Source organism: Lentzea alba (assembly GCF_047445655.1).
Classification (GTDB): Bacteria; Actinomycetota; Actinomycetes; order Mycobacteriales; family Pseudonocardiaceae; genus Lentzea; species Lentzea alba_A.
On record NZ_JAJAEG010000004.1, the window covers coordinates 157,195 to 170,110 of the forward strand.

General features: G+C 69.8%; 12 protein-coding genes. 9 read left to right on the forward strand and 3 right to left on the reverse strand.

Annotated features, from left to right (window positions below; all coding sequences use genetic code 11):
- Nucleotides 1–7 precede the first annotated feature (7 nt).
- The gene (locus tag LFM09_RS08485) at nt 8–352 is read right to left on the reverse strand and encodes a nuclear transport factor 2 family protein (RefSeq protein WP_414095756.1); all 345 of its coding nucleotides are present in this window, start codon (nt 350–352) and stop codon (nt 8–10) included.
- 101 nt (nt 353–453) lie between these two features.
- Between LFM09_RS08485 and galK the strand changes: the two genes are divergently transcribed.
- Nucleotides 454–1,602 (forward strand): galactokinase, encoded by a 1,149-nt coding sequence (galK, locus tag LFM09_RS08490; RefSeq protein ID WP_414095757.1) that lies wholly within the window; start codon nt 454–456, stop codon nt 1,600–1,602.
- Here galK and LFM09_RS08495 read toward each other — a convergent pair.
- A complete protein-coding gene (locus LFM09_RS08495) occupies nt 1,550–2,998 on the reverse strand; it encodes a phenylacetate--CoA ligase family protein (RefSeq protein ID WP_414095758.1) in 1,449 nt (482 codons plus the stop codon). The genes galK and LFM09_RS08495 overlap by 53 nt on opposite strands.
- Before the next feature lie 48 nt (nt 2,999–3,046).
- On the opposite strand from LFM09_RS08495, the gene LFM09_RS08500 reads away from it, so the two are divergent.
- The 8 genes from LFM09_RS08500 to LFM09_RS08535 all read left to right on the forward strand — a co-directional run bounded on the left by LFM09_RS08500 (nt 3,047) and on the right by LFM09_RS08535 (nt 10,269).
- Complete coding sequence (locus LFM09_RS08500) at nt 3,047–3,628, forward strand: TetR/AcrR family transcriptional regulator (protein WP_414095759.1); 582 nt, start codon at nt 3,047–3,049, stop codon at nt 3,626–3,628.
- Between the two features lie 46 nt (nt 3,629–3,674).
- Nucleotides 3,675–4,448 (forward strand): SDR family NAD(P)-dependent oxidoreductase, encoded by a 774-nt coding sequence (locus LFM09_RS08505; protein WP_414095760.1) that lies wholly within the window; start codon nt 3,675–3,677, stop codon nt 4,446–4,448.
- A 114-nt stretch (nt 4,449–4,562) separates the two neighbouring features.
- Nucleotides 4,563–5,978 carry a polyprenol phosphomannose-dependent alpha 1,6 mannosyltransferase MptB gene (gene mptB, locus LFM09_RS08510; protein WP_414095761.1) on the forward strand — a complete coding sequence of 472 codons (1,416 nt, stop codon included), beginning with the start codon at nt 4,563–4,565 and terminating at the stop codon, nt 5,976–5,978.
- Complete coding sequence (gene lnt / locus LFM09_RS08515) at nt 5,965–7,548, forward strand: apolipoprotein N-acyltransferase (protein ID WP_414095762.1); 1,584 nt, start codon at nt 5,965–5,967, stop codon at nt 7,546–7,548. The genes mptB and lnt overlap by 14 nt, the downstream gene beginning before the upstream one ends.
- Before the next feature lie 10 nt (nt 7,549–7,558).
- Nucleotides 7,559–8,296 carry a class I SAM-dependent methyltransferase gene (locus LFM09_RS08520; protein ID WP_414095763.1) on the forward strand — a complete coding sequence of 246 codons (738 nt, stop codon included), beginning with the start codon at nt 7,559–7,561 and terminating at the stop codon, nt 8,294–8,296.
- A 92-nt stretch (nt 8,297–8,388) separates the two neighbouring features.
- On the forward strand, nt 8,389–9,474 hold the full coding sequence (locus LFM09_RS08525; RefSeq protein ID WP_414095764.1) for an MFS transporter: 1,086 nt from the start codon (nt 8,389–8,391) through the stop codon (nt 9,472–9,474).
- Between the two features lies 1 nt (nt 9,475).
- On the forward strand, nt 9,476–9,895 hold the full coding sequence (locus tag LFM09_RS08530) for a Dabb family protein (RefSeq protein ID WP_414095765.1): 420 nt from the start codon (nt 9,476–9,478) through the stop codon (nt 9,893–9,895).
- A complete protein-coding gene (locus LFM09_RS08535; RefSeq protein ID WP_414095766.1) occupies nt 9,895–10,269 on the forward strand; it encodes an ester cyclase in 375 nt (124 codons plus the stop codon). The genes LFM09_RS08530 and LFM09_RS08535 overlap by 1 nt, the downstream gene beginning before the upstream one ends.
- Here the strand turns inward: LFM09_RS08535 and LFM09_RS08540 are convergent.
- Nucleotides 10,262–12,916: an AAA family ATPase gene (locus LFM09_RS08540; protein ID WP_414095767.1), complete on the reverse strand. Its 2,655-nt coding sequence runs from the start codon at nt 12,914–12,916 to the stop codon at nt 10,262–10,264. The two genes, LFM09_RS08535 and LFM09_RS08540, sit on opposite strands and share 8 nt — an antisense overlap.

Consider the following 12,916-nt stretch of genomic DNA (forward strand, 5'->3'; position numbering starts at 1 on the left):
CGGCCAGTCAACCACGATCTTCGTTGCCGAGTCTCACAATCAGGCTCGTGATGAGGCCGTCCGCGACCGTCATCGTCATCGAGCCGGCCGTCTTGCGAGGTTCGGCGTCCCAGGCGAACTCGACGGAGTTCCCGTTGACCGCCAGCACGGTGATCGTGTCGTCGGGCGGGGCGGTCTGATAGCCCTTGATGATCGCTTCCCGGCCCACCATCGGCGGTATCGGCACGCAGTCGAACGTGACCATCGCGTCCGGTGCGAAACCCTCGCCGTACGTCTGCCAGTCGCCCTCGCGCACGCCGTTGTTGAACCGCCGCACGTGCGCGTTTACGAGGTCCTGGGGAACGGTACTCAACGTAGTCGCCCAAAACTCAACATTGCCAAGCTGGGGGGAATCGGCCATCTTGTACGCCAGCAGTTCCGCAGCATGGTAGAGCAGTGTAGAGATCGGGCGGCATGAACTCAACAGAATCCAACAGCGCGGCTGATGCGTTCCGACGGCTGCACGGTGTTGCGCCGGTCGGCGTGTGGTCTGCGCCCGGTCGCGTCAACCTGATCGGCGAGCACACCGACTACAACGACGGGTTCGTGCTGCCGTTCGCCATTCCGCACCGGACCCGCGTGGCCGCTTCGCCTCGCGCAGACGGGGTGATCACGCTGGCAACGGTGCAGGACGGTGAGATCGTCGTCGCGGAGCCGTTGGGGGAGTTGGCGCCTGGGTGTGCGCCGGGATGGGCGGCGTACCCGGCCGGTGTGGCGTGGGTGCTGCGGAAGCAGGGTGTTGAGGGCGGGGCCGACCTGGTGATCTCGGGCGATGTGCCGCGAGGTGCCGGGTTGTCGTCGTCGCACTCGTTGGAGGTCGCCACCGCGTTGGCGTTGCTCGGGTTGGCCGGGTTGAGTCCGTCCAAGAGCGACATCGCGAAGTGGGTGCAGCAGGCGGAGAACGACTTCGTGGGCGCGCCGACCGGGTTGCTCGACCAGACCGCGTCGCTGTGCTGCACGGAGGCGCACGTGCTGTTCCTCGACGTGCGGTCGGGGCAGGCCGAGCAGGTGCCGTTCGACGCGGCCCGGTACGGCCTGGAGGTGCTGGTGATCGACACGCGGGTGAGCCACTCGCTGGTCGAGTCCGGGTACGGCGAGCGGCGCAAGGGGTGCGAGCGTGCGGCGGAACTCCTTGGTGTGCCGTCGTTGCGGCACGTGGAAGGTGAAGCTGGACTGCCTTCGGAGTTGCAGCCTTTGGTGCGGCACGTGGTGACGGAGAACGAACGGGTGCTGCGCACGGTCGAGTTGTTGAAGCAGGACCGGTATGCGGAGATTGGGCCGTTGCTCAGCGCTTCGCATGCGAGTTTGCGCGACGACTACCGGGTGTCGTGCGTCGAGCTGGACGTTGCGGCGCAAGCTGCTGAGGGCGCGGGCGCATTGGGTGCGCGCATGATCGGCGGTGGGTTCGGCGGGTCGGCGATCGCGTTGGTGCCGGCGGACATCCGGGGCCGGGTGGTGGCGCATGTCGAGGAAGCCTTTGCCGCGCACGGGTTTGCGCCGCCGCGGATGTTCACTGCGGTGCCGTCGGCCGGGGCTCGGCGGGACGTGTGTAGCGGTGCTTGACGCCGACCGGGAAGTACTCCGGGTCGCCGGCAGGCCGCACCACGACCTCGGGTAGCTGGCGTTCGGCCGGCACGTAGTGGGCGAACTCGCTGTTGAGGTGCAGCAGCTGCGTGCGGATCGACTCCGCGATCCGCGCGGCGTCCGCGGTGGTGCCGGGCGCGGCCTCGACGGTGATTCGCAGGTTGCGGTCGCTGTCGGCGTCCTCGACCGACTCGATGACGAACTTGCCGGTGACCGTCGCGCTGATGCCCGGCTGTTCGAGGCCGACCGTGACGTTCTCCGGGTAGATGTTCGCGCCGAAGAACGACACCGTGAACAGCGACCGTCCGAAGAGGTACACGAACGGCAGCTCCGGCCCCTCCGGTGGCGTGAACCCGTGGCCGGCGCAGTGGTCGAGCAGCTCGGCGTGTTCGAAGAGCCCGCCCTCGTCGGCGATGTGGTAGCGGATCAACGGGATCCCGCCGTCCGCCGTGACCACCAGCGTGCCCTCGTGCACCTCGAAGAACCGGCTCGCCGGGTCGTACTGCACGAGCGTCGGCAGGCGTGAGTCGCCGAACACCTCGCGCGCCAGGTCCGGGCGGGTGGCGAAGAACCGGCGGATGCCCACGGAGAGAGCGGTTTCGGTGCCGAGCACGCCCGAGTCGGCCGTCCCGTACAGCGAGGCGATGTCGCGGAGCGGGTCGGCGATCCCGGCGCGCTGCGAGACCAAGTCGCGCCACTGTTCGCTGAACACCTCGCCGGCCAGCACGAGCTTGATCGCGTATGCCGGCCAGTCGACGTCCTGGGTGAGTCCGGTGTCGATCACGTCCTTCACGAACGGCGGGTAGCCGAGCAGCACGACCTGCTCGAAGTGCGGCGCGAGCTCGGGCAGCACGCGGAGGATCTCGGCCTTGTTGTTGCCCGGCGCCACCACGGTGATCGGGCAGCCCTTGGCCGCGAGGTGCCGCACGCACGCCTGCGTGAACAGGCCGCCGACCCAGGTGCCGAGCGGGAAGCACACCACGGCCAGCGTGGTGTGCTGGTCCGCTGCGAACCCGTTGATCAGCACCTGTTCGAACCGGCGGGCGACGTGCAACTCGTCTTCCAGCGTGCGCGGCCAGATCGTCGGCCTTCCGCTGGAGCCCGACGACACCGCGATCATGTCGTTGCCGGGGAGCCTGCCGTCGCGGCACAGTTCGGGGAGCGGGTACTTCTGGTGGTAGCTCGGCTTGTCCAGCAACGGGAGCTCGTGGAAGGCGGCGTTCTCGACTCCGCGCTCCTGCAGGAACTTCCGGTAGGCGGGCACGGTCTCGGCCGTGCGGTGGAACAGGTCGAGCACCCAGTCCTCTTGCGGCTTCGGCGGTGCGAAGAAGTTCTCGTACGCCTTGAGCACGCGGGTCTGCCGACTCTCGTCCATTCACCGAGCCTAGCGGATTGGACTCGTCGGTCCAGTAACCTTGAAGGCATGGCACTCACGAGCAAGGGGCGCGCGACCAGGCAGCGCATCATCGAGGGTGCGGCCGCGTACCTGCGCAGCGACGACCCCGCGGGCGTGACGCTGGACGACATCCGGGCCATCACCGGCACCAGCAAGGGGCAGATCTTCCACTACTTCCCGGACGGCAAGGAGGAGCTCTTCCTCGCCGTCGCGCGCTACGAGGCCGACCGGGTGCTCGACGACCAGCAACCCCACCTCGGCGCGCTCACCTCGTGGCCGGCCTGGGAACGCTGGCGCGACTCGGTGATCGCCCGGTACCGCGCGCAGGGCCGTTCGTGCCCACTGGGGGCTTTGATGAGCCAGGTCGGCAGCACGCCCGGTGCCGCCGAGGTGGTCACGACGCTGCTGACCCAGTGGCAGACCCAGGTGTGCCGGGGAATCGCCGAGATGCAGGCGGCAGGGTTGGTGCGAGGTTCAGTCGACGCCGAGCGGGTCGCTGGGGCGTTCATCGCGGGCATCCAGGGCGGTGTGCAGGTCCTGCGGTCGACCGGTGAGATCGGGCACCTGGAGGCGGTGCTGGACACGCTGATCGACCACCTGCGCTCCTGATTTTCTGGACTTGCTGGTCCAAAAATAGCTGCCTAGCTTCGAGGACATGACTTCTCGTTTGCAGGGCAGGACCGCCCTCGTCACCGGTTCCACCAGCAACATCGGCCGCGCGATCGCGGTCGCCCTGGCCCAGGAAGGCGCGCACGTCGTCGTCTCCGGCCGTGACGCGGTTAGGGGTGCCGCCGTCGTCGACCACATCCGGCAGCTGGGCGGACAGGCCGACTTCGTGCGGGCTGATCTCGACGGCACCGCCGAAGCCAGCCGGAAGCTCGCGGAGGAGGCGACCGACGTCCTGAAGCGCAAGGTCGACATCCTCGTCAACAACGTCGGCATCTACCCGCCCTCGACCACGCCGACGACCGACGAGGAGACGTTCGACCGCGTCTACGGCGTGAACGTGAAGGCGCCGTTCTTCCTCACCCAGGCCCTGCTGCCGGCGATGATCAAGGCCGAGCAGGGTGTGATCATCAACCTCGGCTCGTGGATCGCGCGGCTCGGTGTGCCGGTCGGCGCCCTGTACAGCTCCACCAAGGGCGCGATGGAGACGCTGACCCGCGCGTGGGCGGCGGAGTTCGGGCCGCAGGGCGTCAGGGTCAACGCCATCTCGCCCGGTGTCGTCGTGTCGCCGGACTGGGACACCGCCACCGACCACCCCGGCGAGGTGATGATGAACGGGACTCCGGCCGGTCGATCGGGGCATCCCGACGCGATCGCCAGCGCGGCGGTCTACCTGGCGTCGGACGAGTCGGCGTTCGTGCACGGCACGGTGATCGACGTCGACGGCGGCCGGACCGGGGTGGCGGTCATCGCTCGCGGCTGACGCACGGCCGCGCGGCGGGTTGCGCGGGTCAGCAAAGATCATCCTCAGGTCGTACGCGCCGACGCGACCGCAGGGTGACGCGGGACGATCCGTCCGGAAAGCACTGTCTGTTCCGTGCAGTTGCCGACCACGATCGAAGTCCGCAAGCCCGCGACGGCCACCATCGCGTCCCCGCGGCCGGAGGTGTTGCGCTGGACGGGTTTCGGCGGTGCCGCGCTGCTCACGGCGGGTGCGTGGGCGACGAGAGCCGGCGCGGACATGGCCCTCGCGGCGGCGATCGCGGGTGCCGGGCTGGTGGTGCTGGCCTGGGCGATGATCGGGCCGCGGCCGGACGCGCGGTGGCTGCGGCGGACGCTGGCCTGCTGGTGCGCGCCGCTCGTGCTGGCGCCGCCGCTGTTCAGTCTCGACGTGTTCAGCTATCTCGCGCAGGGCGAGGTGGCCGCGAACGGACTCGATCCCAACGTGGTCAGCCCGGCGGTCGGCGCGAGCGCGGAGGCCGTTGAACGGGTCGGCGTCTACTGGCGTGACACACCGTCGCCGTACGGGCCGTTGTTCACCACGGTCGAGCGGGCGATCGCGCAGGTCACCGGTGGTGACCCGATCGCAGGCATCGTGCTGTACCGGCTGGTCGCGGTGCTGGGCCTGCTGCTCGTGGTGTGGGCGGTGCCGCGGCTGACCGAAAAGTCGGAAAGCGCCGCGTTGTGGCTCGGGGTGCTGAACCCGTTGGTGCTGTGGCACCTCGTCGGCGGCGTGCACAACGACGCGCTGATGCTCGGCCTCATGCTGTCGGGCACTGTCATCGCGTTGCAGGCACTCAAAGAGCCGAAGTGGTGGCAGTTCACCGCCGGTGTCGTGCTCATCGCGCTCGGCGCGCAGGTCAAGCTACCCGCGCTGGTCGCGCTCGCGGTCGTCGGCACGGCGCTGGCCCTGCGGCTCGGCGGTGGGCTCGGCCGGTTCACGCTCGCCGGGCTCGCCATGGTCGCAGCGGCCGTGGTGACGTCGGTGGTCACGTCGTTGGTGGGTGGCGCCGGTTTCGGCTGGGTGCAGGCGCTGGGCACGCCGTCGAAGATCGCCAGCTGGATGGCGCCGACCAACTGGCCGGGCTTTCTCGCGGGTGCGGTGTTCGGGCCGGAGATCGGCCAGGCGATGATTTCCTCGGCACGGATCGCGGGGCTCGTGCTGATCCTGTGCGGCGTCGTGGTGGTGTTGGACCGCCAGCTGCGCGGCAGGGTCTCCGAGGTGACGGCGCTGGGGTTGATGATGAGCGTGATCGTGGTGCTGGGCCCGGTGGTCCAGCCGTGGTACCTGCTGTGGGCGGTGCTGCCGCTGGCCGCGTGCCTGCCGGTGGGCCCGTGGCGGACCAGGGTGGCGGCGCTCGTAGGCGTCTTCGCCCTGCTGGTACCGCCGCTGGCGGGCAACTTCGCGGGGCGTGTGCCTCAGCTCGCCCTCGCCTACGCGCTCGGGATCGCCGTGGTGGCGGGCGTGTACCTGGTCCTGCGCCGCACGCGGGTCACCGTTGAGCAGGGCTGACCTCGCTGAGGCCGGTGCCGCACGCGAGTCGCGCCCGCGCTGGGCCGGACTAGCACGCCACGGCGCGGCTGGTGCCCGCGACTCGTCCTCACGCCTCGCCGGCCTTGCGCGCTACGGCGCGGCTGCACTGGCCGGTGCCGGGCTGGCCCTCAGTTTCCCGCCCAGAACCCCGTGGTGGCTGGCGGTTCCCGCGTTCATGGTGCTGTGGCTCGTGCTCAAGGGCGCGGGTGCCCGGCGTTCGGCCGGCCTCGGGTTCGTGTTCGGGCTGGCGTTCTTCCTGCCGCACCTGCGCTGGATCCAGCACTTCCTCGGCAACGACTTCGGGCCCTCGCCGTGGCTCGTGCTGTCCGCGCTCATGGCGTTGTTCATCTCGGGTGTCTGCGCATTGGTCCCGCTCGTCGCGAAGCTCCCGGCGGCGCCCGTGTGGGCGGCGTTGTTGTTCGTGCTGCAGGAGACCGCGCGTGGGCTGATCCCGTTCAACGGCTTCCCGTGGGGCCGCGTGGCGTTCGGGCAGGTCGACGGGCCGTTCGCGCGGCTGGCCGTGATCGGCGGGGCGCCGCTGGTGACGTTCGCGGTGGTGGTGACCGGGTTCGGGCTGGCCGCCTGGCTGCCTCGGCTGCGCGAGTGGCGGCACGGGTGGGCGGTGCTGCCGTTCGTCGCGGCGCTCGCGCTGGGCCCGTTGATCAGCGTCGAGCCGCAGAACGGGCAACGGACCGTCGCGGTCGTGCAGGGCAACGCACCCGACATCGGACTCGGCCTGCTCAGCGCGCGGGACACGTTGCGCAACAACCACCTGCGCAAGACCTCGGAGCTCGCGGCGCTCGTGCGCGGGGGCGCGTTGCCCAAGCCGGACCTCGTGGTGTGGCCGGAAAGCGCGACGAACACCCGCGCCAAGGACCCGGTGCTCGACCACGCCGTCAACGAGCTCGGCGTGCCCGTGCTCGTCAGTGCGTTGCGCAACAACGAGAACTCGGTCATCGCCTGGCACCCCGACACCGGGCCGGGTGAGTCGTACGCCAAGCAGGAGCTCGTCCCGTTCGCCGAGCACATCCCGCTGCGCCCGCTGGCCCGGCTGTTCACGCCGTTCGCCGACCAGCCGGACCTGAACGCGGGCACCGAACCCGGCCTGCTGAACGTCGCGGGCACCCAGGTCGGTCTCGGCATCTGTTACGAGGTCGCGTACGACTACGTCCTGCGGGAGAGCGCGCAAAAAGGCGCCCAGCTGCTGGTCGTGCCGACGAACAACGCCTGGTACGGCCGCGGCGAGATGACCTACCAGCAGCTCGCGATGGCCCGCCTGCGCGCCGTCGAACACGGCCGCGCGGTCGTGGTCGCGGCGATCAGCGGTGTGAGCGCGGTCGTGCGGCCGGACGGCAGTGTCGTGCAGTCCACCGGCATGTTCACCGACGACCTGATGGTGGACAGCGTGCCGTTGCGTTCGGACATCACCTTCGCGACCAGGTGGGGCGGCGCGATCCACGTGCTGCTCACCGGGGCGGCGTTCGCAGCGTGCCTGGTCGGGCTGTGGGCGCGCCGCCGTACGGCTGTGCCGGAGAGCTACCGGCACTAGTGTCGAGGAAGTGACGCTGAGCGCTGAGAGCTTCGACGGCTGGTACGCGGACCGCACCGAATCCCCGGTGGCGGACGACCTGGTGAGGCGGATGCTCGACCTCCCACCGGGCCTGCAGTCCACCAGCCTGCTGGGCGGAGCCGGTCTGGACGAGGTGACCGCGGCGCTGGACCTCGACGACACCCACGTCCTGCTGGACCTGGCCTGCGGCCGCGGCGGCTACGGCCTGGAGATCGCCCGCCGCACCGGCTGCGAGCTCATCGGTGTGGACTTCTCGGCCGTCGCGATCGAGCAGGCCCAGGAACAAGCGGGCGACTGCGGCACCTTCCGGGTGGGCGAGTTGACGGCGACCGGGCTGGACAGCAACTCGGTCGACGCCGTCCTGATCGTCGACGCGTTCCAGTTCGCCGATCCGAAGCTCAAGGCGCTGGAGGAATGCCGCCGCGTGCTCCGGCCCGGCGGCCGCCTCGTCATCACCTGCTGGGAGGCCCTGGACCCCGCGGGCGACGTGCTGCCGGCTCGCATGCGCGAGGTGGACCTCGCCGCGCAGCTTCCGCAGGCCGGGTTCACGCAGGTCAACGTCCTCGAGAAGTCGGACTGGCGGGCCGCCGAGAAGCGGCTCTGGGACGGGGCGCTCGCCGTTGACGCGGGTGAGGATCCCGCGATGCACCAGATGCAGGAAGAGGCACGCCGGGTGCTCGCGAACTTCGACGACCTGCGCAGGGTCATGGCATACGCAACTGCGTAGCTACGCAATTCTCACCGACGCGAGGGAGGGCCGTCCGGCGCGAAGGTTGTGGCGTGACAACACGAACTGCGCCAACACCTACAGCCCGGGCGGTGGTACTCGCCTCGGCCACGCTGACGATCATGGCAGCGGCGATCATCGCCCCGAGCCTGCCCGCGATGGGCGAGGTGTACGGCGAGGGCGTGCTCGTGCGGCTCGCCCTCACCATCACCTCGCTGGCCATCGCGATCAGCGCGCCGGTCGCGGGGCTGGTGGCCGACCGAGTGGGTCGCAAACCGCTGCTGGTCGTGAGCCTCATCGGGTATGCGGTCAGCGGTACGGCCGGGTTCTTCGTGAGCAGCCTGCCGGTTCTGCTCGGCACCAGAACGCTGCTCGGGCTCGCCGTCGGCGGGATCATGACGTCGGTCAGCGCGTTGATCACCGACTGGTTCGACGGACCGGAACGCGGCCGCTTCCTCGGGCTGCAGCAGGCGTTCGCGAGCCTCGGCGGGGTGGTGTTCCTGCCGCTGGCCGGGGTGCTCGCGGGGCTGAACTGGCGGTTGCCGTTCTGGCTCTACAGCGTGGCGGCCGTGGTAGCACTGGCAGCGATCGCCGGCCTGCGTGACGAACCGCGAACAACGACAACCCTCAAACCACAAGGCTTCCCCCAAGCCGCTGTCTGGATCTACGCGCTCGCACTCGTCGCGACGCTCGTGTTCTACATGGCACCGACGCAGTTGCCGTTCCTGCTGCGAGATCTCGGCGCCGGGCCCGCAGTCATCGGATTGGTCGTCGCCGGCAGCACGTTGACCAGCGTCGTGGGAGCGCTCGCCTTCCCGAAGCTGCCGAAGGGCCGCATCACCGCGATCAGCGTCGCGCTGCTCGGCGCCGGCTGGTTGCTGATCGGCCTCGGCGGCAGCATCTGGCCGGTCACCGCCGGACTGCTCGTCGGCGGCTTCGGGGTCGGCCTGGTCGTGCCGAACCTCAACCTGCAGCTCGCGGACCTCGCCGAGCCTTCTCAACGCGGCCGTGTCCTCAGTGGACTCGTCGCCGGGATCTTCCTCGGGCAGTTCCTGTCACCACTCGTCATCGCACCCCTGGTCCAGACGGCCGGCATCGCCGCCTCCTTCACCTGGACCGGTGTCGTCACCACCATCGCAGGGGCGGTCCTCGCCCTGGGACACAAGGAGAAGAACTGAGATGATCTACCACGGCAACCGCTTCACCCTGCGCCAGGACGCCTCGCCCGAGCAGGTCGAGGAGGCGCTGGAAAGCCTGCGCAACCAGGGCCGCGTGATCCCGTCGGTCCGCTCGTTCGTCGTCGGCCGCGACTACGGCGGCGAGTACGAGTGGGGTGCCACGTTCGTCATCGAGGACCTCGAGGGCTACTGGGAGTACCTGATCCACCCGGCGCACCGCAACACCGACCGGGTCGGCCTGCCGCTCGTGGACAAGTTCGCGTCGTTCGACATCACCGACGACGAAGACCCGGAGATGGGCGCGAAGATCGCCGCCCTGCACCGGAAGCGCTACGACTCCGACCCCGAGCTGACCCAGCTCGTGTCCGACCTCGGCGAGTACTCGGGCAGCGCCGCTCCCGGCCAGCACGGAGACAAGTGATGAACGACCTCACGCAGGCCTGGATCGACTTCTGGAACGGCGACCTGACGCTCGCCGACGAGATCGTCCACGACGACTTCATCTGGCACGTCGCCCCGCTCACCGGTGGCCCGTCGCAGGACCACACCGGACGCGCGCAGCTCGTGGAGTGGGTCCGCGGCTCCCACGAGACCATGCCCGGCCTGAAGTTTACCGTCCAGGTTGGACCGATCTCGCAGGATCCCTTCCACGTGCTCCGCTGGTTCGCCGAGGCCGGTCAGGTCTCCTTCCACGGCACGGACATCCTCCGGGTGGAGGACGGGAAGATCGCCGAGTACTGGCTCAACGCCGACGGGCTGTGGGCGGCCCAGCAGCTCGGCCTGATCCCTAGCTGAACCGGTCCCTCAGCTGCCGGCGCGAGTTGATGCCCAGCTTGCGGAAGATGTTCCGCAGGTGGGTGTCGACCGTGCGGGGGCTGAGGAACAACCGGGCCGCGACCTCCTTGGACGTCGCCCCGGTGGCCACCAGCCTGGCGATGTGGGACTCCTGACCGGTCAGGTCGTCGGCAGCCGAGGCGGAACGGCTGCGGGCGACCTCACCGGTCGCTTGCAGCTCGGTCGCCGCCCGTGCCGCGAACGCCTCCATCCCCATGCCGGACAACAGGTTGTGCGCGGTCCTCAGGTGTTCCCGAGCATCGACCCGGCGGCCCGCGCGCCGCAGCCACTCGCCGTACAGCAGGTGGGCGCGCGCCAGACAGGGCTTGGCGGTGCTGGTCGCGAGGTGCTTGATCGCTTCGAGGTAGTCCTCCTCCTCACCGGAGACCAGCGCCCTCGCGGCGGCCGCGACACCGAAACCCCAAGGTGTGCCGCAAGGTTCGGTTCGCTCCACGAGTTCGTCCAGCGCGTCGGCGGCAGAACCTGCCTCACCACAACGGATCGCAGCCTCGACCAGTTCGGGTAGCGCGATCCCGGCCAGGTAGAGATCACCGGGTTCGACGGCCAGCCGCGCGGCCTCCAGAGCCTTCGGATAGTCGCCAAGACCGTTGTGCAGCACCGCGGAAGCCCAGTGCGTGTTGGCCACCAGCAGCCCGGCCACCCGAGCGGACGCTTGCGTCGAATGCTCGATCTGCTTGAGCACTTCCTCGCGACGGCCCCGCATCGCCGCGAGGTGCAACCGCTGGTACTGCAGGGGCGGCACACCGATCGCGTCCGCCACGGCTTCTTCCTCGGCGATGGCGGACAACGCGGCGCCGAAATCACCGGCGTGCACCGCGCACACCGCTTTCTGAGCCAGGCCCAGCCGCAGCACGAACGGCGAACCGGTTTCACGGCCGGACTCCATCAGCCAGTCGGTGACCGTGGTGTGCACGTCGGTGTCCCACAGCTCACCCGCCAGCATCGTGGCCAGCGCGGGATGCCGGGTCCACATCAGACTCTCGTCAGAAAGTGCTTGGCGCAAAAGAGGAACACCAGCCCGATGTCCGTCGTCGGCCAGCACCACCAACGCGTTCAGGACATCCGGAGCAGGTTCCAGCCCGCGTGCCTCCCGGACGACCTCGTCCACGACCCCGCTGGCCCTGCCGACGACGAGCCCCATCTCCAACGCGTCCAGCACGCAGTCGCGCCGTTCCGCACCACTCATCCGGCGTGCCGCGCTCAGCACGAACGACGGCCCGTCGTTCTCGGCGTGCCTGATGAACGCCACCCGCGCACGCAACAGATCGGCTTGCGCGCGTTGCAGATCGTCCAGGAACGCGACCTCGACCGACGTCAACAACTCGGCCGCCAAGCCGACGGCACCCGCGTCGAACTTGGCCTGACCGGCAGCCAGCGTGCGTTCGGCCCTCAGCCGCGGTTCCACTGACAACGTCGCCGCACGCTCAAGAAAAGCCGCTGCAGCCGCGACGCCACCACGTGCCTTCGCCCGCGAGGCCGACCGTTCCAGCTCGGCCGCCACCTCGTCGTCCGGACCGGTGCCGGCCTGGGCCAGGTGCCAGACCCGGCGATCCGGATCGGCGAGAGGATCGGTGACCGCGGCCAGCGCGAGGTGAACGGCCTGGCGTTCAACAGCATCCGCGGCGAGGTAGACAGCCGAACGAGCGAGCGGATGGCAGAACCGGACGCGAGTCGAGATGGTGACCAGTCCGGACGCCTCGGCCACCGCACCCGCCATCGACACGTCGAGACCGAGTTGCTGCGCGGCGGCCCACATCAGCCGAGGCTCGCCGGTGGGATCCGCGCTGGCGACCGTGAGCAACCTCCGCGCGTCCTCCGCAAGCTCGGCCACCCTGTTCTGGAAACTGCGCTCGATCCGACTCGGCACGGACGACGCCTCCGGTAGCGCGAAGCCACCCGCCTTGGGCAACTCCAGCAGTGCCAACGGGTTGCCGCGTGCCTCGGCGAGCAGTCGTTCCCGCACCTTCTCGTCGACCACGGCTGCGGAACTGGCCGCCAGCAACGTGCGTGCGTCGGCGTCGCTGAGGCCCTTGACGTCCAGCCCGGGCAGTTCGTCCAGCCGGTGCTCCGCCCACGGCCGCCGCGCCGAGAACACCATCACCACCGGCTCGGCAGCCAGTCTTCGCCCCAGGAACGTGCAGACCCGCGCGGACGCCTCGTCCAGCCAGTGCGCGTCGTCCACCAGGCACAGCAACGGTTTCTCCGCCGCAGCGGACCCGAGCAGCTCCAACGTGGCCAGGCCGATGCCGAGCAGGTCGGGCGTCCCGGTGGCCATTCCGAACGCGACTTCCAGCGCCTCCCGGTGCCGTGCGGACAGTCCGTCCAGATTGTCCAGGAGCGGCACGCACAGCTGGTGCAGCGCCGCGAACGGGAACTCGGTCTCGAACTCCGACCCGGACGCCTCCAGGATCTCGAACCCCGAGGCCTGGACCCGCACGTGGTCGAGCAGCGCGCTCTTGCCGATGCCTGCCTCGCCGCGCACCACCAGAGCCCCGCCGCGACCCTCCCGAGCTGCGGTGACCAAGCCGTCGAGGCAACGGATCTCGTCGGTGCGGCCGAAGAGGGCGAGCGAGGTTTCGGGCGGCAT

What these genes read in the sequence shown, in the direction of transcription:
- LFM09_RS08530 (WP_414095765.1), top strand. Translation starts at nt 9,476, where the DNA reads ATGATCTACCACGGCAACCGCTTCACCCTGCGCCAGGACGCCTCGCCC.
- galK (WP_414095757.1), top strand. Translation starts at nt 454, where the DNA reads ATGAACTCAACAGAATCCAACAGCGCGGCTGATGCGTTCCGACGGCTG.
- LFM09_RS08500 (WP_414095759.1), top strand. Translation starts at nt 3,047, where the DNA reads ATGGCACTCACGAGCAAGGGGCGCGCGACCAGGCAGCGCATCATCGAG.
- LFM09_RS08535 (WP_414095766.1), top strand. Translation starts at nt 9,895, where the DNA reads ATGAACGACCTCACGCAGGCCTGGATCGACTTCTGGAACGGCGACCTG.
- LFM09_RS08505 (WP_414095760.1), top strand. Translation starts at nt 3,675, where the DNA reads ATGACTTCTCGTTTGCAGGGCAGGACCGCCCTCGTCACCGGTTCCACC.
- LFM09_RS08495 (WP_414095758.1), bottom strand. Translation starts at nt 2,998, where the DNA reads ATGGACGAGAGTCGGCAGACCCGCGTGCTCAAGGCGTACGAGAACTTC.
- LFM09_RS08540 (WP_414095767.1), bottom strand. Translation starts at nt 12,916, where the DNA reads ATGCCGCCCGAAACCTCGCTCGCCCTCTTCGGCCGCACCGACGAGATC.